The organism is Sphingomonas pruni NBRC 15498, from assembly GCF_001598455.1.
Taxonomy (GTDB): domain Bacteria; phylum Pseudomonadota; class Alphaproteobacteria; order Sphingomonadales; family Sphingomonadaceae; genus Sphingomonas; species Sphingomonas pruni.
Window position 1 is genome coordinate 1 of sequence record NZ_BCYZ01000044.1, and the last position, 25,063, is coordinate 25,063.

Genomic DNA, 25,063 nt, shown 5'->3' on the forward strand with positions numbered 1-25,063 from the left:
CCCCACGACACACTGGCAACAAGCCGTTGAGTTGGCGGATGGCGGGGCCCCCTCCACCACGCAACTTCGTCGCGCGGTCCCCCTCCCCGTAAACGGGGAGGGTTAGGCGGCAGCCATCGCCCGGTACTTGGCGCGCAGCCCAACTTTGTCGATCTTCTCCGTCCCCAGTCGCGGCAGCGGCTCGGCGGCGATCCAGATGCGGGCGGGTATCTTGAACGGTGCGATATGCTCGCCCAGGAACTCCTGCAGCGCGCGCTCGTCGATCGCTTCGTCACTGTTGAGATGCACCACGGCGCCCGGCACCTCGCCGAACTTCTCGTCGGGCAGGCCGAACACCGCCGCCTCGGCGACGAACGGGTGGCGATAGATCGCCGCCTCGACTTCCTGGCAGCTGATATTCTCGCCGCCGCGGATGATGATGTCCTTCTTGCGATCGACGATGAACAGATAGCCGTCCTCGTCGAGATAGCCGATGTCGCCGGTCAGGAAATAGCCGTCGGGACTGAACGCCGCCGCGGTCGCTTCGGGCCGGTGCCAATATTCGCGGAAGTTGCAGATCGACCGGATCGCCACCTCGCCGCGCTCGCTGGCCGGCACTTTCCTGCCCATATTGTCGAGAATCGCAAGGTCGACCAACGGTGCCGAACCCCGGCCGGTCGAATTGGGCTTGGCGAGGTAATTCTCGCGCCAATTGCCGCAGCCGACGCCGTTGGTCTCGGTCAGGCCATAGCCGATCAGCGGCGCTCCCCCGCCCATTTCCTCGTTGATCCGGCGGACATGGTCGACCGGGCGCGGCGCCCCGCCAGCGGCGAAATCGGTCACCGTCGACAGATCGTATTTGCCGCGATTGGGATGCGTCAGGATCTCGAAGCTCATCAGCGGCACGCCGACGAAATAGCTGATCTGCTCCTTTTCGATCAGCCGCATCGCCTCCTCGGCATCCCATTTGGGCATCAGCACGAGTTTGCGCCCCATCGCGAAGCTCTGCAGCATCACCGGCACTTCGGCGGTGACGTGGAACAACGGCACGTTAAGCAGGGTCGACGGCTGGCCTTGCGGCGGATTGCCGTCCTCAGTCGCGAAACCCAGCATCATCAGCGCCTGGGCTAGGTAATTGAGCGTGCCCTGCAGCACCGCGCGATGATCGCTGAGCGCGCCCTTGGATTGCCCGGTCGACCCGCTGGTGAACAGGATCGTGGCAAGATCGTCGGGGCCGAGCTCAGGCAGCATTGTCTCCGCATCGCCCGGTAAAACGGCGAGCGCTTCGGACAGCGGTTTCAGGTCGTCGATCACCTCCACGCGCGCGGTCAGGCCGGCAATCTCCGCCAGTCTTTTGCCGCGCGGCGGATCGGCGAAGACGATCGAACATTCGACCTCGGCGAGCGCGGCGGCGAATTCCTCCGACTGCCACCAGCCGTTGAGCAGGACCGCAATCCCGCCCGCCATCAGCACGCCCATATAGAGCGTGATCCAGGACGGCGAATTGCGCATCGCGATGCCGACCCGATCGCCGCGCTTGACGCCTTGCGCGACCAGCGATCGCGCGACCTTGCCGGCCTGGTCGTATACCCGTGCGAAGGTCAGCCGCTCGTCGCCCGCCACCAGGAACGTCACCTCGGCATGCTGGGTGCAGAAATGCGCGAAATAATGCGCCAGGCTGGGCGGCGCCGCAGCGATCGCCGGATAGATCCGACCGCGCACCTCGATCTCGCTCACCGCCATCGGTGCGCCGGGCGCGGTCAGCTTCGCGATTCCCTGATCCATCCGTAGATCGAGCGCACTGGGCATCGGCATTCTCTCCGCTTGGTCTTGGTCGACTTGGGACCTTTACACCCTTATGGGAGCGACAAAGCCCGGGGAAAAGCCTTGATCCTGCACGCATTGACCGCGATCAATTTCGACGACCTGCACCTCAATCCGGTGCTGTTGCACATCCATTTGTTCAACCGCGATTTATTCGACATCAAATGGTATTCGATCGCGTACATCGCCGGCATCGTCGTCGGCTGGATGTATCTGATGCGGATGCTCCGCGCGCCCGGCGCGCCGATGGCCAAGCGCCATGTCGAGGACCTGGTATTCTACGCGACGCTCGGCATCATTCTGGGCGGGCGAATCGGCTATGTGCTGTTCTACGATCCCAAACTCTTCCTCTCGCCCGGATTCTTCAAATTGTGGGAAGGCGGCATGTCGTTCCACGGCGGCGTGATTGGCACGTCGCTCGGCATCTTCTGGTTCGCGCGCCGCAACCAGCTCAGCTGGCTGCGCATCCACGATTATGTCGCCTGCTGCGCGCCGTTCGGACTGTTCTTCGGGCGGCTGGCCAATTTCGTGAACGGCGAATTGTGGGGCAGGCCCGCCGATCCCAATTTGCCTTGGGCAATGGTCTTCCCCAATGCCGGAATGATGCCGCGCCATCCGAGCCAGCTCTACGAGGCGTTGCTCGAAGGCGTCGTGCTGGCCGCGCTGCTCGCCTACGCCTTCTGGCGGACCAGGGCGCGTTACGAGCCGGGCAAGCTCGTCGGCCTGTTCCTGATCGGCTATGGCCTCGCGCGCTTCACGGTCGAGTTCTTCCGCGAGCCCGACGCGCAGTTCCAGGGCACGATCTTCGACAATGGCTATCTGCACATGGGCCAATGGCTTTGCGTGCCGATGATCCTGGGCGGTATCTACCTGATGTGGACGGCCAAGGGCCGGCGCGACCGCGTCACGCCGATCGCCGGGGACGAAAGCGTCGCCTGATATGGATGGCTCGCTGCCCGATCGGCTGTCGCGCGCCATCACCATAGCGGGGCCGATCCCGTTGTCGCAATACATGGCGGCGGCCAATGCCGAATATTATGCGACGCGCGACCCGCTGGGATCGGCCGGCGATTTCACCACCGCTCCCGAGATCAGCCAGATGTTCGGCGAACTGATCGGCCTGTGGGCGGCCGACCTATGGCAGCGTGCCGGCGAACCCGAAATCTATTGGGTCGAACTCGGACCCGGGCGCGGCACGCTGACCGCCGATGCAATGCGCGCGATGGGCCGGGTCGGCCTCGATCCCCCCGTCCATTTCGTCGAGACCAGCCCCACCCTCCGCGCGAGCCAACGCGCCGCCGTGCCCTATGCCACCTGGCATGACGACATCGCCCACTTGCCCGACGACCGGCCGGTGATCGCCGTCGCGAACGAATTCTTCGACGCTCTACCGATCCGCCAACTGGTCAAGGCGGGCGACGCCTGGCGCGAGCGATTGGTTGCCTGCCAGGACCTGATCTTCCTGCCGATCGCGGGCAAGGACGTGCCCGCCAGCGTTATCCCGGAGAGCCTGCGCGACGCGCCGGTCGGATCGGTAATCGAAACCTCGCCCGCGTCGGTTGCGATCGCGCGCGCGCTGGCGCAGCGCCTGATGGCGCATGGCGGCGCCGCGTTGGTGGTCGATTACGGTTATGACGGCCCCGCCATCGGCGACACATTGCAGGCAGTGAGCGGCCACCAATTCGCCAATCCGTTCGAGGAACCGGGCAGCCGCGACCTGACCGCGCATGTCGATTTCGCCACCCTGGCCGCGGCCGCCGGCGTCGAGGCCGTGCGGGTGGATGGCCCGATCGGGCAAGGCGCTTTCCTGACTGCGTTGGGGATCGATCCGCGCGCCGAGGCGCTGGCGCGTTCGACGCCGGAGCGCGCCGAACAGATCGCCGCCGATCGCGCGCGGCTGGTCGAGGACGACCAGATGGGGACGTTGTTCAGGGCGATGGCCTGGACCGCGCGCGACTGGCCAATTCCGGCAGGATTCCTATGATCGTCTATCGCGATGCAACCCCCGCCGATGGGGACGCGCTCGACGCCATGGCGCAGGCGATCTGGATCGAGACGTTCGCGCACGGCGTCTCGGCGGAGGATGCGGCCACTTATCTCGCCCAGGCCTACGGCCCTAACGGCAAGTTGCTTGCCGACTTGTCGAGCGGTGCCGCGCGCTTTCACCTCGCGCTCGCCGATGGCCGCGTCGTCGGCTATGCCAAGGTCAACCTGCCCTGGCTGCCCGATGCCGACCCCGGTGCGCTGCAATTGAGCCAGATCTATGTCAGTAGCGACCAGCACGGCGCGGGTGTCGGCAAGGCGTTGCTCGCCTGGGCAATCGCCACCGCGCGGGCGGAAGACGCGACGGCTCTATTGTTGACCGTGTGGGAGGAGAACCACCGCGCCGCCGCCTTTTATCGCAAGAACGGCTTCGAGCATGTCGGCGACTATGCTTTTGCCGTCGGCAACCAGGTCGATACCGACCACATCATGCGACTGGCGTTGTGAGCGGAGCGATCGCCTATCGTGACGCGACGCCTGCCGATGGGCCGGAACTCGCGGCGATGGCGCGACGCAGCTTCACCGACACGTTCGGCACGCTCTATCGCCAGGAAGACCTATCGCAATTCCTCGATGCCGCATTCGGATCGGCGGGATTGCCCGCCGACCTGACCGACCCCGCCTATCGCGTGCGGGTGGCGACCGACGGCGACGCGATCGTCGGTTATTGCAAGATCGGCCCCGTCACGTTTCCCGGCGACTGGCCGGATAGCGCGATCGAACTGCACCAGCTTTACATCCTTGGCGATCACCACGGCGCTGGCCTGGCGCCCGTGCTCATGGATTGGGCGCTCAATCAGGCACGGGGACGCGGCGCGAGCGAGATGATCCTGTCGGTCTATGTCGACAATCACCGGGCGCGCCGCTTCTACGAACGCTACGGCTTCGAAGAGATCGGACATTATAAATTCATGGTCGGCGATCACGAAGACGACGATCGGCTGATGAGGCTGAAGCTGTGACCGTCGAGGTCAATCGCGCCCGCGCGCTGGATGGCATAGCGCATGGCTTTCTCGGCCGGCGCGGCGGCGTGTCGACCGGAATCACCGCAGGGCTCGATCTCGGCCGGCGCGGGCAAGTCGAGATCGGCCCCGAACTCGTCGAGAATCGCCGCCGTGCGGTCGCTGCGGTGCTGCCTGGCGCGGAACTGATCACGCTCTATCAGGTCCATTCGGCGGAGTGTGTGACACTCGACAGGCCTTGGGACGACAGCGCGCGCCCGCATGCCGACGCCATGGTGACCGACCGGCCGGGTTATGCCCTGGGCATCCTGACCGCGGATTGCGCGCCCGTTCTGCTCGCCGACCGTGACGCGGGCGTGGTCGGCGCGGCGCATGCCGGATGGAAAGGCGCGATCGGCGGCGTCACCGACGCGACGGTCGCGGCGATGGAGAGGCTCGGCGCCGACCGCGACCGCATCGCCGCGGCGATCGGCCCATGCATTGCCCGCGCCAGCTACGAGGTCGACGCGGCGTTCGAGCGCCGCTTCGAAGAGCATGACCCGGAGAATGAGCGTTTCTTTGCCGCCGGTCGCGAAGGCCATGCGCAATTCGACCTCGAAGGCTATGTCGCGCATCACCTCGCCGCCGCCGGGGTGCGGACCATCGAAATGATGGGGCTCGACACTTATGCCGACGCGGATCGTTTCTACAGCTTCCGCCGCGCGACGCACCGTGGTGAGCCCGATTATGGCCGACAGATTTCGATCATCGGACTGCGATCGGCAGGATGAACTAGTTTCTTCTGAAACCACACGGCGCTACAGCGTCGGCCAAAGGAGTAGATGATGCCCAAGACGCCGACCGAGACTGAAGCCGATTTGACCGGGGTTGAAGCCCTGGCCCCCAAGAAGACCGAGCCGGCGTCGATCGGCGGGCGCAAGCTCAAGCCGTCGACGCTGATGATGGGGCACGGCTACGATCCGATGCTGTCGGAAGGAGCGCTCAAGCCGCCGATCTTCCTGACCTCGACCTTCGTCTTCCCCAATGCAGCGGCTGGCAAGCGCCATTTCGAGGGCGTCACCGGCAAGCGTCCGGGCGGTGCCGAGGGCCTAGTCTATTCGCGCTTCAACGGGCCGAACCAGGAGATCCTCGAAGACCGGCTGGGCATCTGGGAAGGGGCCGAGGACGCACTCGCTTTCTCCTCCGGCATGTCGGCGATCGCCACCTTGTTCCTGGCGATGGTCAAGCCGGGCGACACGATCGTCCATTCCGGTCCGCTCTATGCCGCGACGGAAACACTGATTGCCCGCATTCTCGGACGTTTCGGCGTGCATTGGCTCGACTTTCCGGCGGGCGCGACGCGCGCCGAGATCGACGCCGTGCTGTCGAAGGCGGCGTCGGGCAATGTCGCATTGATCTATCTGGAAAGCCCGGCCAACCCGACCAATGCCCTGGTCGACGTCCAGGCGGTCGCCGCCAGCCGAGACGCGATCTTCACCGGTGCCAACAAGCCGCCGATCGCGATCGACAACACCTTCCTGGGCCCGCTGTGGCACAAGCCGCTCGAACATGGCGCCGACATCGTCGTCTACTCGCTGACCAAATATGCCGGCGGCCATTCCGACCTGGTCGCGGGCGGCGTGCTCGGATCGAAGGAGCACATCAACACCATCCGGCTGATGCGCAACACGATCGGCACGATCTGCGACCCCAATACCGCCTGGATGCTGCTGCGCAGCCTGGAGACGCTCGAACTGCGAATGAGCCGCGCCGGCGAAAATGCGGCGAAGGTCTGCGAATTCCTGCGCCAGCACCCCAAGGTCGAGCGCGTCGGCTATCTCGGCTTCCTCAAGGACGGCAAGGACAAGCGCCAGGCCGACATCTACGAACGCCATTGCTCGGGCGCGGGCTCGACCTTCTCGCTCTATCTCAAGGGCGGCGAGAAGGAAGCCTTCGCCTTTCTCGACGCGCTCAAGATCGCCAAGCTGGCGGTCAGCCTGGGCGGGACCGAGACCTTGGCGTCGCACCCCGCCGCCATGACGCATTTGTCGGTGCCCGATGCCCGCAAACAGGCATTGGGGATTACCGACAATCTGGTCCGCATCTCGATCGGCGTCGAGGATGCCGACGACCTGATCGCCGATTTCGAGGCGGCGCTGGAGACGGTTTGAGCGAGCGGCCCGACAGCATTGCCCGGCCGTGCGACGGGGACGAACGCTCGATCGTTCGCGACGGGCGACGGATCGGCTATTTCGTCCGGGGAGCCGGGCCGGCAGTGCTGTTGCTGCCGAGTCTGGGCCGCGAGGCGAGCGATTTCAACGAACTGACCGCTACGCTGCTGGCCAGCCATCGCACGATCGCGATCGATCCTCCCGGCGTCGGGCTCAGCGACCTGCCGCCCAAACCGGTATCGCTGTTCGATCTCGCCGACGACGTCGCGGCGGTGATCCATGCCGAACAGGCGGGGCCGGCAATCGTGATCGGCCATGCTTTCGGCAATCGGTTGGCGCGGGCGACGGCGACCCGTCATGCCGGCGCCGTCGCCAGCCTGGTGCTGATCGCGGCCGGCGGCAAATATCCGATCCCCGGCCTGGCGTTCGATGCGTTGCTCGGCTGTTTCAATCCCGACCAGCCGGCCGAAGAGCATTTCGCCTGCGTCGCTTATGCCTTCTTTGCTGACGGCAATGTCGTACCCGATCATTGGCGACGCGGCTGGCATCCGGCGACGGCCAGAGTCCAAGGCGCCGCGGTCCGCGCCACGCCCGTCGAATCCTGGTGGCACGGCGGGGGCCGCCCGATGCTGGTGATCCAGGGTTCAGCCGACCGCGTCGCGCCGCGCGCCGATTCCGCAGACGTCCTGGCGGCCGACTTCCCCGACCGGGTCACCATCGCGCTGATCGATCAGGCTGGTCATGCCCTGCTGCCCGAACAACCCGACGCGATTGCAGGGGCGATCGTCAGGTTTCTCTCCTCGTCATAAACCCCGTCTTCCCTTCCGTTTGCGGGGGCGAGTTCGCAATCGCTTCATTGTGACTGCAAACGCATTTCCCGCCAGCCGCCAAGCCGGCTATGGGAAGCGGGACGGGAACAGGGGGGAAGGCATGGGGAAGCCGTTCAATTTCGTCCAGGCCGCGATCCTGAAGGCGCTGACTGAGGCGCTGTTTCACAATGTCGATATGGCGATCCCGTCGAGGCAAGTGGTCGCCAACCTCCAGCGCCAGTTCGCGCTGGTGAAAGGCAACAAAGCCACCGAGATCGGGCTCAGCCTCTATCTGCTCTGCCTAGTGATGGGCGGGCCGTTGTTCCTGATCCTGAGCGCGGCGTGGCGCGCCCGGCAAGTCGCGAGGCGGCTCGAACGCACGCGCAATGACTTGATGCAGGACCTCGCCCGCGTCCGCAGCGTCGTCTATGCCGGCTATTACGGCCATTGGCAGGGCGAGACCCAGGACGACAATCGCGACAATCCGGTGCTCGCGCAGATCGGCTTCACCCTGCCCGCGCATCGCGACCGCTCGGCGCCCGGCGAGGTGCCGATCACCGAGTTTCCCGGCCGGGATCTCACCGATGCCGACATATTGACGGAAGCGCCCGACGAGGCCGGCGTGATCGTGATCGGATCGGGTGCCGGCGGCGCGGTTGCGGCGGCAACGCTCGCCGCGCAAGGTCATGACGTGCTGGTGGTCGAGGCCGGCCCTTTCTTCCCATCGTCAAAGCTCAATCACCGCGAATGGGAGATGACCGCGCGGCTGTTCGTCGACGGCGGCGTGCAGACCAGCCGCGACCACGATGTGGTCGTGTTCCAGGGCCGCGTGGTCGGAGGATCGACCGTCATCAACAACGGCATTTGCCTGCGCGTCAATCAACCCGGCCTGACGCATCCCGACGCGCCCAACATCTTCGCCAATTGGGCCGCGCTGGGCGCTCCGGTCGACGAAGCCCGGTTCGACGCGGCCTATCGTGCGGTGGAGCAACGTCTGTCGGTCGGGCCGATCGACGCGCGGTCCGCGCGCCACAACGGCCCGCACCTCCAGCGCGGCTGGGCGGCACATGCGGCGGCGACCGGCCTTCCCGGGGACCAGGCCTCGCCCACGCCTTGGTTCAGCAAGAATTACGGCCCCGACAGCGTCGGTGCGGCCTGTGCTTATTGCGGCTATTGCAACACCGGCTGCCCCTATGGCCGCAAGCAGGGAATGGCGCAGTCCTTCCTGCTCGACGCGCGCAAGAGCGGCGCGCATATCCTGGCCGAAACCAAAGTCACGGCGATCCGCTGGGAGACGCCGCTCGATTGGGACAAGCGCCGCGCGACCGGGGTCGAGGTCGTCCTCGCCGACGGGCGCAAGCATTTCATCCGCGCACGCGAAGGCGTGGTGGTCGCCGCCGGCACGATGGCGTCGAGCCGCATTCTCGCGGCGAGCGGTATCGACGGCACCGGCACCGGCATCTCGCTCAACATCGCCTGCCCGGTCGTCGCCTTGATGCCGGGCGAGCAATCGATGCGCAGCTGGGACGAGGACCAGATGGCGACCTATGTCGACCGCGGCGACTTCCTGCTCGAATCGCATTTCCAGCCGCCGATGAGCATGTCGACCCTGATGCCCGGCTGGTTCGGCGATCACGCGCGGCGCATGCGAAATTACGGCCGTATGGCGTCCGCCGGTATCCTGATCCCCGCCGATCGCTGCGGGCAGCTGATCGATTCAGGCTTGAGCTTCAAATTGCGCGACGATGTCGAAATCCCCCTGCTCAAGCGCGCTTTGTCGGCGCTGACCAAGGTCCATTTCGCGGCGGGTGCAGAGGAAGTCTATCCGGCGCTCGCACGCGGCCAGACGCTCAAGCCCGGCGACGATGTCGACGCCTTTTTCGACAACGCGATCAGCGAGGCGGACGATGTCACCTTGTCGAGCTCGCATCCCCAGGGCGGCAACGCGCGCGGCAAGGATCGCGAACACGGCGTGGTCGACCTCGACTGCCGCGTCCACGGTACCGCCAATGTGCTGGTGACCGATGCCAGCACTTTCGCCAGCTGTATTCGCGTCAACGCCCAGCTGACGACGATGGCGATGGCGCATTACGCGACGGCAATCGCGCCGTTCTGAGCGTCAGGCGGCGCCGAGTTGCGCGACGAACTGGTCGGTCGCCCCGTTGAGGTCGCGCGCGGTCGCGGCGAGCCCGGCGGCTGCCTGCGCGACGCGGCCCGACAGCAACTCGGTATTCTCGGCGACCTGCGCCACGCTGGCGATCTGACCCGCGATCAGGGTTGCGCCGAGCGCCGTCTCGCGCGCGGTTTCCTCGATCGCCGCGGTCGTGCCGCGCTGATCGTCGATCGATTGTCGGATCGCCTGCGCGGCTTCGGCGAGGTCGGCGACCATTTGAGAAACGCGTTCGAGTGCGCCGGTGGCGACGCCGGCGTCGTTCTCCACCGCTCCCGCCAGCATCCGGATTTCGCCCGTGGCACCGGCGGCTTGCCCGGCCAGCGATTTCACCTCCTTGGCGACAACCCCAAAGCCACGCCCGACCTCGCCCGCGCGCGCCGCTTCGATCGTGGCGTTGAGCGCGAGCAGGTTGGTGCGCGAGGCAATGTCATGGATCGATTCGGCGAACCCGCCGATCGATTGCGTCTGATCAGTCAGCGCGCGTACCGCGGCATGACCCGACGCCGATGAGCGTCGCGCGTCGCCAGACAGACGCGCCTGTCGGTCGACTGCATCGGCGATCACCGTCACCGATGTCGTCAGCTCGGCGATCCGCATCGCCAGCACGGCGGCGCCTTCGGACGATTGGGTAGCAATTGCCACGGTTTCGGTGGTCTCGCGGCTGGCGCGTCGCGCAGCGTCGTTGAGTGCGCTCGCGAGCCGCTCGAGATCGCCAGAGGCGGTGCCGACCGTGCCGGCCACTTCGGCGACCGAGGCGCGGAAGCGTTCGGCGACGTCCAGCATATCGCGGCGACGATCCGCCGCAGCGCTGGCTTCGGCCTTCTCGCGCGCGGCGCGTTCGGTTGCCGCCAGTTGTTCGGCGGCACGCGCGGTGTCGAGCGCACGCTCGATCTCGCGCTTGCGATCATTGGCGTCGCTCGCCGCGCGCTCGCTATCCTCGCGCGCTTTGTCCTGTTCGATCATCAACTGCCGCAACCGCTCGGAAACATAAGTGAGGACCGCGCATTCGCCTGCCACCGCGATCGCGTGGATCGCAACGCGAACCAGCGTGCCCTGCCCGTAAAAAGCCCAGTCGGACGCGACAAAATCGAGGATGAGGTGGTGCCCGGCGATCAGCACCGAGGCGAGCGCGATCGGGCGCCAGTCGTACAACAGCATCAGTGCCGCGAGCGCGACCAGGAAATACAGATGGATGTCCATCTGGATCGGGTTGCCCTGCCACAGAAAGACCGCGATCGCCGGATGGATGGCCGCAAGCGTTCCCATCAACAGCCGCGCCGTTCCGTCCGACCGGCCGCGCAACGCCACCAGCGTCGGGGCGAGGTTGACGAGCACGGAAATCGCGATCGCCAGTCCGGTATTCGGGCTCTGCAACAGCACGCCGACCAGCGCCTGCGTCGCCGTGCAAGCCCAGGCGGTGACGACCAGGATGCGCAATCCGGCAGTCCGCAGGGTCTGGAGGCTTGCCCTGCCCGACGTCATCGCCTGCTCTCCTTTTCGCCGCAATCGACCAGCACCGCGCTCATCGGAACGACCCCGCGTCGCAACAGCCCGGCTACGATTCGATCACGATCGCCGTCGACCACCAGCGACCCCCTGGTCGGCCCGGGCGCGACCAACCGCGCACCCTGCGCGATCATGTCGGCGGCGAGGTGCGATCCGCTACCGGGCATAATCGGCACCAGCAAAATCGGTCCGCGCGCCGGCGGCACAAGGATCAGCGCCGGCAGCAGGCACGCCGCAAAGCCGAGCTGGATCGGCAAACACATCCGAAATGGATCGATTCTCACATGGCGGGCGCTAGCGTCCATTGGTTAGCAAGCCGCTAACCAACTGCGCTCACCCGGTCAGCGCGTCGTCCAGCAACCGCAGATCCCTGCCCTTCGTCTCGCGCCCGAACCAAGCGCACAGACCAAGCGCAAGCGCGGTCGGCACGATGATCAGCCCGGCGGTCACGCCCATCGCCGGCACCAGAGCGGTGATGCTGAGCGCTTGGGCAGCGACGCCGCCGCCCTTGGTGCAGGCCGCGACCCATCCCGTCGCACGACCACGGACGCGCAGCGGAAAGCTCTCGGCGGTGTAAGGCAGCAGGATTGCGATGATCCCGTTCGATCCGACGATCAGCAACGCTACCGGCAGGACCGGACTGCCGACCCCGGCGAGTTCCAGGCGCAGCACACCGATCAATCCCAGCAAGGTGACGCCAATCATCGTGACGAGCGACCATTTGGTGCTCCAGCGGCTGTACATCAGCGCCGCGACGAACACGGTCGGGAAAGCGATCAGCGCGGATTCGGCGAGCAATTTGCTCGACACCGCGACCGAATAGCCCTTGGCGACCAAATCCGCGGGCAACCACAGCAGTAAGCCGAAATTGATCAGTCCCCAGGCGATCGCCGCGATCGACAGCGCGGCCAGCTTGCCGATCAATTTGCCCCCTGTCAGCGCATGGCTAATCGTTCCAGCGGGCAGCGGCGGCAGCGCCGTCAACCGTTTGGCGGTCGACCCGAACCGCGCCATCACCGCCCGCGCCTCTGCCTCGCGGCCGCGCGCCAACAGGAACTTGGCCGATTCCGGGATGAAGCCACCGAGCAATACCAGGATCAACCCGCTCGGCAGGTTGAGCAGCCACAATATCCGCCAGCCGAATTCGGGCTGGAGCAACGCGGAGAAACCGCTCGCGGCGAAATAGCCGCCAACCGCGCCGAGGCCGCCGACCAGCACCAGGCTCCAGCCGCGATGCTTGTTGGGCATCATTTCGGCGAGCAGGGCATAGGTCACCGGCAGCATCCCGCCCGCCGCGGCGCCCATCATGAAGCACATGCCGATATTCCAGGCGAGGCTGGGCATCGCGCCGCAGATCGACGTGCCGACGAACATCACCGCCGACAACAGGATCGACGCCTTTCGACCATAGATGTCTGCGATCACCCCCCACAGCACCGAACCCGTCACGGTACCGATCAAGGCGAAGAACGGGACCAGGCTGACCGTCGCCTTGGGCACCCCATATTCGCTGACCATGCCGGGCACGGTGAAGCCCAAAGATGCGGGCTTCATCACGTCGATGATCAGCGCCACGACCAGCACGAGCATCAACCGCCAGTGCGCCCAGCTCAACGGCGCATCCTCGGGCGCCGAAATCTCGATCGCTCCGCTCTCGGCGCGCTGCCTGGCGATGTCCCGAGGCAACAGGCCGTACGCGGCGATGCCGACGCCGCCTATGATCAGTCCCATGCCGAGCACCATGTCCCAGCCCATCGCCATGCCGGCTAGCCGGAAGTGCATCATCCGGCCCATCAGGAACATCGGAATGTGCATCAGCACGCCGATGGTCACCGCAATGCAGCCGAGCGCGAAGGCCCAGAGTGCCTGGCGATCGCTGAGCGTGGTGCTGAGCCCCCGGGTCACCGAATTAACCGTCGCCGACGCGTTCGATATCGGCCCCGACCGCCGACAGCTTCTCCTCCAGCCGCTCATAGCCGCGGTCGAGGTGATAAACGCGGCTGACCTCGGTCTGCCCTTCGGCGACGAGGCCGGCGATGATCAGGCTCATCGACGCGCGCAGATCGGTCGCCATCACCGGCGCGCCGACCAGATGGTCGACCCCGCGCACCACGGCGGTGCGGCCACGCACCTGAATGTCCGCACCCATCCGCGCCAGCTCGGGAACGTGCATGTAGCGGTTCTCGAAGATCGTTTCGGTCAGCACGCTGGCGCCATCGCCCTTGCACAGCATCGCCATGAACTGCGCCTGCATGTCGGTCGGGAAACCCGGGAACGGCGCGGTCGACAGGGTCAGCGGCTTTAGCTTGCCGTCCGACGACACGAACAGCGAGCTGCCTTTTTCCTCGACGCTGACGCCGGCGTCGATCAACGCCGCGATCGTCGCGCGCATATCGTCGGGCTTGGCCCCGACCAACTCGACCGATCCGCCGGTGATCGCCGCGGCGCAGGCATAGCTGCCCGCCTCGATACGGTCGGGCATCACGCGATAGGTCGCACCGTGCAGGCGCTCGACGCCTTCGATCTCCAGCCGCTCGGTGCCGACGCCCGAAATCGAGGCGCCCATCGCGAGCAGCAAATTGCACAGGTCGACGATCTCCGGCTCGCGCGCCGCATTCTCGATTACCGTACCTCCCTTGGCGAGAACCGCGGCCATCAACGCATTCTCGGTCGCCCCGACCGATACGATCGGAAAGGCCACACGTCCGCCGGGTAAGCGCCCGCCCGGCGCGATCGCCTTCACGTAACCGGCGGCGAGTTCGATCCGCGCACCCATTGCCTCGAGCGCCTTCAAATGGAGGTCGATCGGGCGGTTGCCGATCGAGCAGCCACCGGGTAGCGACACCGTCGCCTCGCCGGCGCGCGCGACCAGCGGCCCCAGCACCAGGATCGAGGCGCGCATCTTGCGCACGATGTCGTACGGCGCCTCGGTCGAGGTCAGCCGACCGGCGCGCATCGTCATCACCCGCCCGAAATCGCTCGGCCGCGCGCCCTCGATCTCGGTCGAGACGCCGAGCTGGTTGAGCAGGTGGCCGAAACTGTCGACGTCGGCGAGCCGCGGCAGGTTGCGCAGCGTCACCGGCTCCTCGGTCAACAGCGCGCACGGCATCAGCGTCAGCGCGGAATTCTTGGCGCCCGAGATCGGCAGCTTGCCCGTCAGGCGATTGCCGCCACGAATGAGGATACGGTCCATCCAACGGCTTCTATCGCCCGCGACGCCGCAAGCAAGCGCCACGGAGTTCCTGTGATTCAGCACCGCTGAAACGTGGCGGTGACCGCAAAGCGCAAACCATCACCATTGATCGACTTTAATGCACGGGTCCGCGCGCGCTGCTCTGTACGCCCCAAGGTCCGGGGGAGTGTCGTTCAACGTGTCAGGCAGTTGTTTCGCCGAAAGATTGGGCGATCTCGTTACCCTTACCCCGGCGGAACACGCGGCACTCGAACGGCTCGAGGAACGCGAGCGGCCGGTCAGGCGGGGCGCCACGATCCAACGCGAGAATGATCGCGCCGGCGACATGTTCGTCGTGCGCAAGGGCATGCTGATGTCGTCGATGTTGCTCGACGACGGCAGCCGCCAGATTCTGCGCTTCCTGTTTCCGGGCGACGTGATCGCGCTGTCGAGCCTGGTCTATCGCGAGACGCCCGAGACCCTCACCGCGATGGCCGATGCGGTGGTCGCGCCGTTCGAGCGCTCGACCCTGAGCGAGATCATCGCCGAGCATCCGCGGCTCGCGGCGCTGCTGCTGGTCTATAGCCAGATCGAGCGCGCCGCATTGACCGACCGCCTCGCGGCGCTCGGCCGCACCTCGGCCAAGGCGCGCGTCGCCGCGATGCTGATCGACATGCGCAACCGCCTGCGCGCGGGCGACAAGGCAATTACCGACACGTTCACGATCGGCTTGACCCAGGAAGAGATCGGCGACGCCACCGGACTGACCGCGGTCCATGTCAATCGCATGCTGCGTCAGCTCGAGGAAGAAGGTCTTATCGCACGCGAGAACGGACGCGTCCGATTCACCAACGAACGCGGACTGCTTCGCGCCGCCAATTATGTCGACCGCTATGAGGGGCTCGATCTGAGCTGGCTACCGGCACCGCGTTAGAGTTTGGAGGGGGCGTCGGGGGGAACGCGAAATCGTCCCCCCGACGTTAATTTCCATTGTTCGACGGCACGTTCAAAACCGTCGCCCCGGCCTTGTGCCGGAGTCCACCTCTCCCACGGAAGATGTCCGTAGTTGCACGTTGGATGCCCGGACAAGCCCGGCATGACGGGTTGGACGAACCCCTATTTCAACGACACGCTGTCCAGATTGACCTTGTCCGCCGGGATCACCTCAACATTGGGATATTTCTTGCGGAGATCGTCGAGGAACAGTTTCGCGTCGCCAACCACGATGATGCTGGCATTGGTCGGATCGAGCAACCGCTGCGCCACGCGCTGTACCGCCGCCGCATCGACGCCTTCGACCTTGGGAGTGAATGCCTTGAGTTCGGACAAGGGCACATTCTCGACGACATAGTCGCCCAGCACGCCGGCAATACCCCCGGCCGTCTCTGTGTCGCGGCCGAAATCGCCGATCAGCACCGCCTTGCGCGAAGCTAGCTCGTCGTTGGGCACGGGGGCCGATCCCATCCCCTTCATCGTATCGATGATCAGACCCACCACTTCGGGCGCCGAGGGGTTCTTGGTCTGGGTATTGGCGGCGACATAGCCCGGCTGGCGCCGCGCCGCGATGCCGCTGCCCGCACCATAAGCCAGGCCGCGCTTGATGCGGATTTCCTGGTTGAGCCTCGACGAAAAGCCGACGCCGAGCGTCGCGTTGGCGACGCTTGCCGCGTAGAAATCGGGGTCGCTGCGGGCAATGCCAGGGCGTGCGACGACGACGCCTGCCTGACCGGCATTGGGCATGTCGACGACGATGATCCGCGGTGTCGCATTGGCGGGATCGGTCTTGGGTGCAGCGACGGGCGCGGCCTTGGCCTGCCAGCTGCCGAAATTGGCTTCGGCGAGCGCCTTGGCGGCGGCGGGTGTGATGTCACCGACCATCACCAAAGTCGCACGCGCCGGCGCCCAGGTGCGCGCATAGGCGGCTTGCACTTCGCTTCGCGTGATCGCCTTGAGCGACGTCGGCGTGCCCGTGATCGGATGGCCATAGGGCCCGCCGCCCATCACCGTGCGCGCGGCGACCAGCGACGCGAGCCTGGCGGGATTTTTGAGTTGTACCTGCACTCCATCGATCGTCTGCGCACGATCGCGCTCGATTTCCTCGGCCGCGAACACCGGATTGCGCGCGACGTCGGCGAGCACCGTCATGGCCGGGGCGATCTGGTCCGACTTGACCTCCAGCGTCACCGCCGCGGCGTCCCAGCCCACGGCCGAGCTGATCGATCCGCCGAGTTTCTCCACCTCATTGGCGATCTGCGTCGCCGAACGCGTTTTCGTGCCCTTGGTCATGAGATCGGCGGTCAGGCTGTTGAGCCCGGCGCGGTCGGCCGGATCCGCGGCGCCGCCGCCATTGGCGAGCACCTGGGTGGTGATCAGCGGCAGATCGTGCTTCTCGACCACGATCAGTTTCATGCCGTTGGCCAAAGTCGCCGTGACCGGGGCGGGCAATGACGCAACCACGGGCTTCGCCGGCGCCGGGATCGCGACGCGCTCGGCGTCGCTCGCCGGCTTGACCACCTCGACATTGCCAGGCGACTTGAGCTCCGCGACCTCGACGGTGTTGGCGACCGCGATCTTGTCGCCCTTCGGTCCGTCCTTGGGCGCCATTTCGGCGGGCATATAGTTGATCAATGCCGAGCCATCGTCGTTGAGATATTTGCGCGCGACACGCTGGATGTCGGCGGCGGTCACCCTGCCGATCGCGGCGAGCTGCTTGTCGGCGGCCGCCGGATCGCCGTCGATGATGACCGATCGCGCGATCGTCGAGGCCTTGCCGTCCGCGGTCTCGCGGCTCTGGATCGTCGCCGTGATCAGCTGGTTCTTGGCGCGGGTCAGTTCGGCCGGGGTTACCAAGGTGTCGCGGGCGCGGGCGACTTCGGCGCGCAACGCTTTCTCGCCATCGGCGACACTCTTGCCATCGGCCATCGTCGCGGTGACGACGAACGACCCGGTGCCCTGCTTGGTATCGAGGAAGGTATTGGCCGACTGGGCGAGTTGATCGCGATAGACGAGGTCCTGATACAGCCGCGAACTATCGCCCCGCGACAGGATCGCGTCGAGCACGGTCAGCGCCGGAATGTCGGCGTTGTTGTCCGACGGCACCTGATAGCTGATCAATACCGCGGGCAGCGGGGTGTTGGGCTCGTAGACCGTATAGCGAGTGGGCGCGGTACGCGGCGGTTCGGTGACGGTCACGCGCGGGATCGGGCGATCGGGACGCTTGATCCCGGCGAAATATTTGTCGACCCACCGGTTCAACTGCGCCGGGTCGAAATTGCCAGCGACCACCAGCACCGCATTGTCGGGCCGGTAATAGGTCGCGTGGAAGGCGCGGACGTCATCGATCGTCGCGGCTTCGAGATTCTCCAGGCTGCCGATGCCTGGCCGCGCATAGGGATGCACGCGATAGCTGATTTCAGGATAATAGATCGAATAGAGCTTACCGTAGGGGGTCGCCAAGGTGCGGAGACGAAGCTCCTCCTTCACGACGTCGCGCTCGGAAGCGTAGCTGACCGGCTCGACCACCAGGCTCGCCATGCGATCGGCCTCGGCGAACAGCAGCCGTTCGAGGTGATTGGCCGGGACGACCTCGTAATAATTGGTATAATCGTCGTTGGTCGAGGCGTTGTTATAGCCGCCGACATCCTCGGTCAGCCGATCGAAATTCTCCGACTTCAGGTTGCGCGTCGCCTTGAACATCAGATGTTCGAACATGTGGGCGAAGCCGGACTTGCCCTTGGGATCGTCCTTCGAGCCGACATCGTACCAGACCTGGACCGAGACGTTGGCGGTCTTGGTATCGCGGATCGCATAGACCCGCAGACCATTGGCGAGCGTGCGGACGGTATAGGCGATCGGCTTGACGGCGGTTGCGCTGACGGCCGCAGCCTTTGGCGCGGGTTTCTTGGGTGGTGCAGCGGTGGCGGCAAGGGGAAGCAGGGCGGCGCCGATCAGCAGGGCGGCACGTGTCAGACGCATTCAAGTCTCCGCAAAGGAGGTGAGGATGGCGCCGATGTGTCGCGCTAAAACGCCGCCTGTCAATCGCCCGCCGTCGCCAGCGACAAGCGCCGGCGATCAGACGCGAAACGTCATCCACGCTTCTTGTTGCGGTTGGCGTAGAGCATTGCTGCGGCGACCGCCGCCGATCCGACGCCCGCGCCCAGTGCCGCCATGCCCCATTTGCTCAGCTTCGCCGGCTCCGGCGTGCCTTCGGCGCCCTTCTGACGCTCCTTGGCAATCCGCGCCGCGGCCATGATCTCGTTCTCTTCTTCGGGCTTGTCGGTCACGCTCACTCTCCTCGACCCTGTCCGTAGCGCGCCCGGAATCCGCTCGCAAATGCGTTCAGCGTTCCCTGGGCGATTGCCGCGCGCAAGTCCGCCATCAACGCTTGGTAGAACCAAATGTTGTGCTCGGTCATCAACATCGCGCCAAGAATTTCTCCGGCGCGGACGAGATGATGGAGATAGGCGCGTTCCCAGGTCGCGCAGACCGTGCAGCCGCATTCGGGATCGAGCGGCCCCTGATCCTCGCCGAACTTCGCATTGCGGATGTTGATCGGCCCGGTCCGGGTGAATGCCTGACCCGTCCGCCCCGAGCGCGTCGGCAGCACGCAATCGAACATGTCGACCCCGCGCTCGACCGCGCCGACGATATCGTCCGGCTTGCCCACGCCCATCAAATAGCGCGGCTTGTCGGCAGGCAACTGCCCCGGCGCGAAGTCGAGACAGCCGAACATCGCCGCCTGCCCCTCCCCCACCGCGAGCCCGCCGATCGCATAGCCGTCGAACCCGATCTCGGTCAGCGCCGCCGCACTCTCACCCCGCAATTGCTCGTCGAGCGCGCCCTGCTGGATGCCGAATTGCGCGGCGTGATCCGCATGTTCGCCGCCACCGAGAAACGCGTCGCGCGATCGCCGTGCCCAGCGCATCGACCGAGCCATCGCCGCCGCCTGGACCTCGGGCGTGGAGGTCGTCGGCACCAGTTCGTCGAAGGCCATGACGATGTCCGATCCCAGCAGCCGCTGGATTTCCATCGATCGCTCCGGGCTCATCAGATGCCGCGTGCCGTCGAGATGGCTCTTGAATTCGACCCCATTCTCGTTGCGCTTGGTCAGTTCTGACAGGCTCATTACCTGATAACCGCCGCTGTCGGTCAGGATCGGCCGCTCCCAGCCCATGAAATGATGCAGCCCGCCCAGTCGCGCGACGCGCTCGGCGGTCGGGCGGAGCATCAGGTGATAGGTATTGCCCAGGATGATGTCGGCGCCAGCCGCGCGGACATCATCCGGCTTCATCGCCTTGACCGTGGCGGCGGTACCGACCGGCATGAAGGCCGGCGTGCGGATCGTGCCGCGGCGCATAGCGATCTCGCCGGTACGCGCCTTGCCGTCTGTGGCGTGGATTTTGAAATCGAAACGGGGAGTCATGCGCGCGCTCTACCCACGCGCCTGCCGCCTTGTCGACCTCAGGTCAGATAGTCGACCACATCTTGCGGCGTCGCGAACGTCGCGTCGGGCTTCATCGCCGTCAGCATTTCCGGGTTGGCGTAGCCCCATAACACTGCGCCGGCACCGATCCCGACCGCGCGTGCGGCGTCGATGTCGCGGGTTTCGTCGCCGATCGACAGGATCGCGCTGGGCGGAAGCCCGCTCGCTTTGATCGCCTGGCGGAACTTACGCACCTTGCCGAACAGGCCCGAGCCGCAAAAGAAGCGCTCGATCCGCGCAGAATCCGCCGCCCCCAAAATGGCCCGGACATTGGCTTCGGAGTTGGACGAGCAGACGAACATCCTGACCTTGGCCTCGTCGATCGTCCTCAACATGTCGCGGACGCCGTCGAACAAATGGATCTGGTCCGTGTTCCGTCCGAACCGGGCGCGAACATGGCGCGCGATCAGCGGCAGTTTCCAGCGCGAGATGCCGAGATGGTCGATCACTTCGCGCGTGGTGCGCTTGCGCAAGCCCTCAACTTCATCGGGATGAACGCTGCGGAACCGGAAGCGCGCGGCGAGATCGTCGACGATCGACAGAAACCAGTGGCCGCTGTCGGACAGCGTCCCGTCGAAATCGAAAATGACCAATTGATAGGGAGGCCGAGCGGCTGCCACGATTATCCGCCTCGTTTCCCGCGTTTCCCGCCATCGCCCATCGGAAAGGCGCGGATCGTCAGCAGTTCGGCACGCGTCAGCACGCCGTCCTTGTCCTTGTCGAGCCGGGTGAAGATCTGATCGAACTTCGCCTGGAGCTCGGCCAGCGTGATCTGGTTATCGCTGTCGGTGTCGGTCTCGTAAGCACCGGGCAAGGCATTGGGATCGCCCAGCCATTTCTGCGCCCAGTCGGAAAAGGCGATATAGCCGAGCTTGCCGGCGTGGCCGGTATCGATCGCATCGAAGCTCTTCGCCACGCCCTTGCGCATCTCGTCGCGCGTCACGCGGCCGTCGCCGTCCATGTCGAACGCGGCGATCATCATCGCCACCGGCTCGACCACCAGGATCGGCGGGGCGGCGATCGATACCGGCGCGTTCTTCTTGCTGCCGAGCGGAATCGGAACGCGATTGTCGTTCTGCGCTGCCGCCGGTCGGGACAGGCCGATCGCCAGCAAGGCGGAGGCGGCCATGAGCGTCCGGGGAGCCAGGGCGAAGCCGCGGCGGATGGCTGGCGTCAAGCGATTCGGCGGCATGGCGACAGGCTGTGCCTCAGCGGGGCCGGCTCGGCAACAGCGCGACAAAGTCTTTCAGTGCGCTAACGGATCGGAACCGATGCGCCCGCATAGGGGTCATACGGCGCCGGCACGCCCGATGGTTGGACATGCGGCGGGGGTGAAGGGGGCGGAGCGACGACGACCACGGGGGGCGCGGTATCGCCCCCGACGCCGCTGGCCGCATAGCGCAGCCCGTTGACGATAGTCGACGCGCCGAACAGGATGAAGCAGCCCAGGACGACAGTCGCGCCATGACGGATATTGACCCGCCCGGTCAGCATGCCGAACCCGATCGCCGCGATCGCGATCACCGCGATGGACGTTGCGACCGTCCCGAGCAGCAGATCCTGCAACCACGATATCGCCGCGACGAACACGCTGGAGCCGGCAGAGGAATCAGCGAGCGAGGTCGGGGCGTAGGATAGGAGCACGTGCGGACGTTACGCCGATCGCGTCGGTAGCAACAGACTGGCATCGCCATAAGAATAGAAGCGGTATCCTTGCGCGATCGCATGCGCGTACGCCGCCTGCATCCGCTCCAACCCCATCAGCGCCGAGACCAGCATGAACAAATTCTGATGATGGCGAAAATTCCCGTTAAAAAAATAATAAGATGAAAGGTAGTGAGAGCCAACTTTCGATGGCTCCCACCCACCTCCTAATTTAGACTGTCGTACCAAACCGGGCGCAGTCCTGCCAAAGGCATTTTGACCGGATCAGATTTGCCGATTTCGCGTACTTCCGGCCCATCTGCCTGACGGCGCTAATCGATCAATCGTGGACGTTTGCTCCGCAACTGTTGGGCGCTATTCTGTTAGAATGCCTCAGCCAATCATCCCCACAGACCCGGATTCCGAACGAAAAGCCGGGCGGGTTGCGCTATGGCTCGATCCCGCTGATCTTCAATGGCTTTCAGAACAGTGTGATTGCCCTGCGGACGCCTCTGACGCACAGCGCGACCGGTGCGTGCGTCTGCGTTTTCGTGCGCGGGCGGCGCTTCACAAAGCCGGCTTGGCTGGAACTTAGCCGATTAGCTACCGCCTGATGTCGAAATTGCCATGTCAGCGATTGCCACCGAAGATCGTGAATAGCTTGCGGATTATCCCCGGCTCTGGCGATTTCTGCTCATGACGTGCTCGATATTCTAGCATCGCCTGCTCCGCATGACGGCGCTGATCCGCCAGCCCGGCGAAGTAGCTGTCCAGAACACCGGCATCCGACACGGGTCCTGAAAAATCCAAAAAGTAATCGGCGATCACACTTGGCACCAACGTATTGATGGCTTCAATCGCTCGCCGCAGACGATCGACAGCGTCCGACTCGTCAGTGCTCAGGTCGAACCAAATATTGCCGACAAGCGAACCCTTGGCGTCGAGCTTGAGATAGCAATGAGTGCCCAATCCAAAGCACCACGCGTCGTCTTCATACGACCCGTATGGGTCGCGCCCCTCGCTCCTCATCGCGGAGCCAATCGTCGCGTTGAACTGGCGCACGCGCGGGAGGATTGGGGCAAGCGCGCTTTCCGCTGCCTCAAGCGTCAAACCCACGTCGGCGTAGTCGCTGGAGGGCGACTTCGCCATGTACATGGCCGTGAAACCGAAGCCTGACGGGTCTCGGTTCTTCTCTGCTGCAGCAGCCGCATTGGCCACGTCCTCTTCGACTTCTGCCCGCACGGTCAGAGGATACAGGTTCCGCATCCCCCAATCATCTTCGTGGATGTGAATCACATCGACCATCGTACTGTCCGCCTGTAGCTTTACCTGATGATGGCACAGAAGGTTTCGAAGTTACTATCCTACTGGTTGCGCCATTCGCCGGACGCGGGGAATCTCACACTCGACGGGTCGGGCTGGGCGAAGGTAGAGTCGGTCAAGGCCTCACTTGCTCGTGAGGGCATAGATTCTGCGCTGTTGGAGCCCACGGTGGCAGAGAGCGACAAGCAGCGTTTCGAGCTCTCCGATGATGGAACTCGCATCCGCGCTCGGCAAGGCCACTCCGTTTCTGTCGATCTCAGTTGGCCAATCACGACGCCGCCGGAATTCCTTTACCACGGCACGATCGAACGGTTTTTGGAGGCGATCTTTTCCGAGGGACTAAAGCCCATGACGCGACATCATGTTCACCTGTCTCCGGACGCCGAGACGGCCGCTCGGGTGGGCGCCCGACGCGGGCCAGCAGTGATACTCAGGGTCGCGGCGGGTAGGATGGCAAATCAGAGCTTGATCTTCCGGTTGGCGAGCAACGGTGTCTGGTTGACGGATACAGTACCCCCGCGCTTCATCGAACAGGTTTGAAACCACCTTCGACAAAGGCACGCTCATCAACCCGCTCAGCCGATAACGATCTATTGGTGGGCGCTCGCTTCATATCCCCTAATCGCATCAACCACGACTTTGCTGACCAGAACGCGGCTCCCGATAGGCACGTCATCCGCCTTGAGTTCTGGGAACGTCGGTACAATGCGCCAACGGCTTTCCAATGGCGCTGTCGGATCGGGGATATTGAAATGAGCTGTGTAGAGGTTGAGGCGAGACACCAACGAGCTGCCATCAGGCCGTTGTATCGTGGCCATCTCAGCTCCGCCGCGCCACTCTGAAGCCGTTGACGCGAAATCAGGAACGACCACAAGACCTTGGCCGGAAATCTGGAAGCTGTCGGTAACAACGAGCAGTTCTGCCTGATCCATCAATCACTCCAGTCGCTCGCGCCGCTCATGCGTTAACCACGCAAATGGTGTCGTGAGCTCAGAACTCGGATGCGTTCAAACCGAAGCGCTTGCCGATGCCTGCCACTCTTGGCACGAGGTCAAATCTGACTGCGTTCGGGTAGTTTATCACGGCGCACTTGCCGTAGTCTTCGAAGGCAAAAGGGCGATCGTCTTCATTCTGACCGAACTCTGCATCAATGGCCAGACGAAAGGAGTGGACGTCGGCGTCTCCGATCGCGGGATGGTCGCCGGTCTTCGCGAACTGCGCTGTAACATGTCCCATCTTCAGGGCGTGCTTTCTGCGCTTAGAAGGAGTGTCGAAGTCGTCAGACCATTTCCATAGAAGCAGATTGAAAGTCACGGACCACTCCTTCGTGTAGTAGCAGCTTCATGCCCCATCGGCCGCGTTCCATCCAGTATCGGACATTTGAGGTTCACACCCCAGCTTACCCCTGACCCCAAGCCATCATCGCCTCGTTGGCGACGGCCCCCTCAGGCGCGTTAACACCCGAGGGGGATCCATCACGCTATTGGTCAGTAGCCCATGTCGTCCCCGTCACCTGCGAAGCGGCGTTGACGGCGGTCAGCAATGTGTCTGCCGACAGATGGGCGTAGCGCTCGGAGGTTCGCACCTGCGCGTGGCCAAGCACTTTCGCCACAACGTACAGCGACTGACCCGCGTTCACGAGGTTAGAAGCCGCGCTGTGCCGTAGGTCGTGCATTCTTGCGTCCGGAATGCCTGCCCGCTTTCGTGCCGCGTTCCATGCATTGTAGACGGATGTGAATGGCTTCAGCGTCTCCGGATTGGGCACGACATAGGGGCAATTGTCGAACCTCGGGATCGACTTCAGCACCGCGATCGCGTCTTGCGAAAGCGGAACATGCCGGGGCTTCCCCGTCTTTGTCGTCGGGATACGCCACGTTTTGCGATCGATGCTGAACTCCTCCCATTTAGCATCGAGCAGTCCACGCTTCCGGCGCCCGGTGAGCAGGGGAAGGGCAACGATGTAGCGAAGCATGAAGTTGGGGCTTTCCTCCAACCG

The 25,063-nt window shown here is 64.8% G+C and carries 25 protein-coding genes and 1 pseudogene; 10 read left to right on the forward strand and 16 right to left on the reverse strand.

Translation table 11 applies throughout. The annotated features are described in order from the left end of the window. Positions 1 to 102: 102 nt before the first annotated feature. Positions 103 to 1,788, reverse strand: a complete 1,686-nt coding sequence (locus tag SPR01S_RS13420; protein WP_066590382.1) for a class I adenylate-forming enzyme family protein — start codon at positions 1,786 to 1,788, stop codon at positions 103 to 105. Between the two features lie 78 nt (positions 1,789 to 1,866). On the opposite strand from SPR01S_RS13420, the gene lgt reads away from it, so the two are divergent. From lgt to SPR01S_RS13460, 8 genes are all read left to right on the forward strand, one after another. Then, entirely contained in the window at positions 1,867 to 2,742 is an 876-nt protein-coding gene (lgt, locus tag SPR01S_RS13425) for a prolipoprotein diacylglyceryl transferase (RefSeq protein ID WP_157082250.1), read from the forward strand. 1 nt (position 2,743) lies between these two features. Then, the gene (locus tag SPR01S_RS13430; protein ID WP_066590353.1) at positions 2,744 to 3,787 is read left to right on the forward strand and encodes a class I SAM-dependent methyltransferase; all 1,044 of its coding nucleotides are present in this window, start codon (positions 2,744 to 2,746) and stop codon (positions 3,785 to 3,787) included. Then, entirely contained in the window at positions 3,784 to 4,293 is a 510-nt protein-coding gene (locus tag SPR01S_RS13435) for a GNAT family N-acetyltransferase (protein WP_066590354.1), read from the forward strand. Before SPR01S_RS13430 ends, SPR01S_RS13435 begins: the two co-directional genes overlap by 4 nt. After that, positions 4,290 to 4,808 carry a GNAT family N-acetyltransferase gene (locus SPR01S_RS13440; protein ID WP_369405273.1) on the forward strand — a complete coding sequence of 173 codons (519 nt, stop codon included), beginning with the start codon at positions 4,290 to 4,292 and terminating at the stop codon, positions 4,806 to 4,808. The genes SPR01S_RS13435 and SPR01S_RS13440 overlap by 4 nt, the downstream gene beginning before the upstream one ends. Further along, positions 4,805 to 5,578, forward strand: a complete 774-nt coding sequence (gene pgeF, locus SPR01S_RS13445; RefSeq protein WP_066590355.1) for a peptidoglycan editing factor PgeF — start codon at positions 4,805 to 4,807, stop codon at positions 5,576 to 5,578. The genes SPR01S_RS13440 and pgeF overlap by 4 nt, the downstream gene beginning before the upstream one ends. A 54-nt stretch (positions 5,579 to 5,632) precedes the next feature. Then, positions 5,633 to 6,958 carry a cystathionine gamma-synthase family protein gene (locus SPR01S_RS13450; protein ID WP_066590385.1) on the forward strand — a complete coding sequence of 442 codons (1,326 nt, stop codon included), beginning with the start codon at positions 5,633 to 5,635 and terminating at the stop codon, positions 6,956 to 6,958. Beyond that, on the forward strand, positions 6,955 to 7,767 hold the full coding sequence (locus SPR01S_RS13455) for an alpha/beta fold hydrolase (RefSeq protein WP_066590356.1): 813 nt from the start codon (positions 6,955 to 6,957) through the stop codon (positions 7,765 to 7,767). The genes SPR01S_RS13450 and SPR01S_RS13455 overlap by 4 nt, the downstream gene beginning before the upstream one ends. A 121-nt stretch (positions 7,768 to 7,888) precedes the next feature. Beyond that, positions 7,889 to 9,883 (forward strand): GMC family oxidoreductase N-terminal domain-containing protein, encoded by a 1,995-nt coding sequence (locus SPR01S_RS13460; protein WP_066590357.1) that lies wholly within the window; start codon positions 7,889 to 7,891, stop codon positions 9,881 to 9,883. Positions 9,884 to 9,886: 3 nt separating this feature from the next. On the opposite strand, the gene SPR01S_RS13465 is transcribed toward SPR01S_RS13460, so the two are convergent. The 4 genes from SPR01S_RS13465 to murA all read right to left on the reverse strand — a co-directional run bounded on the left by SPR01S_RS13465 (position 9,887) and on the right by murA (position 14,639). Further along, on the reverse strand, positions 9,887 to 11,422 hold the full coding sequence (locus tag SPR01S_RS13465; RefSeq protein ID WP_066590358.1) for a methyl-accepting chemotaxis protein: 1,536 nt from the start codon (positions 11,420 to 11,422) through the stop codon (positions 9,887 to 9,889). Beyond that, positions 11,419 to 11,709 (reverse strand): hypothetical protein, encoded by a 291-nt coding sequence (locus tag SPR01S_RS13470; protein WP_066590359.1) that lies wholly within the window; start codon positions 11,707 to 11,709, stop codon positions 11,419 to 11,421. Before SPR01S_RS13470 ends, SPR01S_RS13465 begins: the two co-directional genes overlap by 4 nt. Positions 11,710 to 11,779: 70 nt before the next feature. Next, on the reverse strand, positions 11,780 to 13,351 hold the full coding sequence (locus SPR01S_RS13475; RefSeq protein ID WP_066590360.1) for an MFS transporter: 1,572 nt from the start codon (positions 13,349 to 13,351) through the stop codon (positions 11,780 to 11,782). 4 nt (positions 13,352 to 13,355) lie between these two features. Beyond that, entirely contained in the window at positions 13,356 to 14,639 is a 1,284-nt protein-coding gene (gene murA, locus SPR01S_RS13480; protein WP_066590361.1) for a UDP-N-acetylglucosamine 1-carboxyvinyltransferase, read from the reverse strand. 178 nt (positions 14,640 to 14,817) lie between these two features. Here murA and SPR01S_RS13485 point away from each other — a divergent pair, with 178 nt between their 5' ends. Next, the gene (locus tag SPR01S_RS13485) at positions 14,818 to 15,552 is read left to right on the forward strand and encodes a Crp/Fnr family transcriptional regulator (RefSeq protein WP_066590386.1); all 735 of its coding nucleotides are present in this window, start codon (positions 14,818 to 14,820) and stop codon (positions 15,550 to 15,552) included. Between the two features lie 182 nt (positions 15,553 to 15,734). Here SPR01S_RS13485 and SPR01S_RS13490 read toward each other — a convergent pair whose 3' ends face one another. The 8 genes and pseudogenes from SPR01S_RS13490 to SPR01S_RS13520 all read right to left on the reverse strand — a co-directional run bounded on the left by SPR01S_RS13490 (position 15,735) and on the right by SPR01S_RS13520 (position 23,049). Next, positions 15,735 to 18,593: a M16 family metallopeptidase gene (locus SPR01S_RS13490; protein WP_066590362.1), complete on the reverse strand. Its 2,859-nt coding sequence runs from the start codon at positions 18,591 to 18,593 to the stop codon at positions 15,735 to 15,737. A gap of 110 nt (positions 18,594 to 18,703) precedes the next feature. After that, a complete protein-coding gene (locus SPR01S_RS13495) occupies positions 18,704 to 18,901 on the reverse strand; it encodes a hypothetical protein (protein WP_066590363.1) in 198 nt (65 codons plus the stop codon). A 2-nt stretch (positions 18,902 to 18,903) separates the two neighbouring features. After that, positions 18,904 to 20,040, reverse strand: a complete 1,137-nt coding sequence (tgt, locus tag SPR01S_RS13500; protein ID WP_066590364.1) for a tRNA guanosine(34) transglycosylase Tgt — start codon at positions 20,038 to 20,040, stop codon at positions 18,904 to 18,906. A 38-nt stretch (positions 20,041 to 20,078) separates the two neighbouring features. Then, on the reverse strand, positions 20,079 to 20,720 hold the full coding sequence (locus tag SPR01S_RS13505; RefSeq protein WP_066590365.1) for an HAD hydrolase-like protein: 642 nt from the start codon (positions 20,718 to 20,720) through the stop codon (positions 20,079 to 20,081). Between the two features lie 2 nt (positions 20,721 to 20,722). Beyond that, on the reverse strand, positions 20,723 to 21,229 hold the full coding sequence (locus SPR01S_RS13510; protein ID WP_084251181.1) for an EF-hand domain-containing protein: 507 nt from the start codon (positions 21,227 to 21,229) through the stop codon (positions 20,723 to 20,725). A 125-nt stretch (positions 21,230 to 21,354) separates the two neighbouring features. Then, positions 21,355 to 21,744 (reverse strand): TrbC/VirB2 family protein, encoded by a 390-nt coding sequence (locus SPR01S_RS13515; RefSeq protein WP_084251174.1) that lies wholly within the window; start codon positions 21,742 to 21,744, stop codon positions 21,355 to 21,357. A 9-nt stretch (positions 21,745 to 21,753) separates the two neighbouring features. Beyond that, positions 21,754 to 21,885 (reverse strand): annotated as a pseudogene (locus SPR01S_RS21275) (S-adenosylmethionine:tRNA ribosyltransferase-isomerase); the annotation flags it as partial. A 489-nt stretch (positions 21,886 to 22,374) separates the two neighbouring features. Further along, positions 22,375 to 23,049 (reverse strand): hypothetical protein, encoded by a 675-nt coding sequence (locus SPR01S_RS13520; RefSeq protein ID WP_066590366.1) that lies wholly within the window; start codon positions 23,047 to 23,049, stop codon positions 22,375 to 22,377. 27 nt (positions 23,050 to 23,076) lie between these two features. On the opposite strand from SPR01S_RS13520, the gene SPR01S_RS13525 reads away from it, so the two are divergent. Further along, positions 23,077 to 23,607, forward strand: coding sequence for an RNA 2'-phosphotransferase (locus SPR01S_RS13525; protein WP_157082252.1), 531 nt, complete (start codon positions 23,077 to 23,079; stop codon positions 23,605 to 23,607). 50 nt (positions 23,608 to 23,657) lie between these two features. Here the strand turns inward: SPR01S_RS13525 and SPR01S_RS21630 are convergent, their stop codons facing one another. The 3 genes from SPR01S_RS21630 to SPR01S_RS13535 all read right to left on the reverse strand — a co-directional run bounded on the left by SPR01S_RS21630 (position 23,658) and on the right by SPR01S_RS13535 (position 25,039). Then, a complete protein-coding gene (locus SPR01S_RS21630; RefSeq protein WP_157082253.1) occupies positions 23,658 to 23,999 on the reverse strand; it encodes a hypothetical protein in 342 nt (113 codons plus the stop codon). 58 nt (positions 24,000 to 24,057) lie between these two features. Next, complete coding sequence (locus SPR01S_RS13530) at positions 24,058 to 24,381, reverse strand: hypothetical protein (protein WP_157082254.1); 324 nt, start codon at positions 24,379 to 24,381, stop codon at positions 24,058 to 24,060. A gap of 166 nt (positions 24,382 to 24,547) precedes the next feature. Then, positions 24,548 to 25,039 carry a site-specific integrase gene (locus SPR01S_RS13535; RefSeq protein WP_084251182.1) on the reverse strand — a complete coding sequence of 164 codons (492 nt, stop codon included), beginning with the start codon at positions 25,037 to 25,039 and terminating at the stop codon, positions 24,548 to 24,550. Between the last annotated feature and the right edge of the window lie 24 nt (positions 25,040 to 25,063).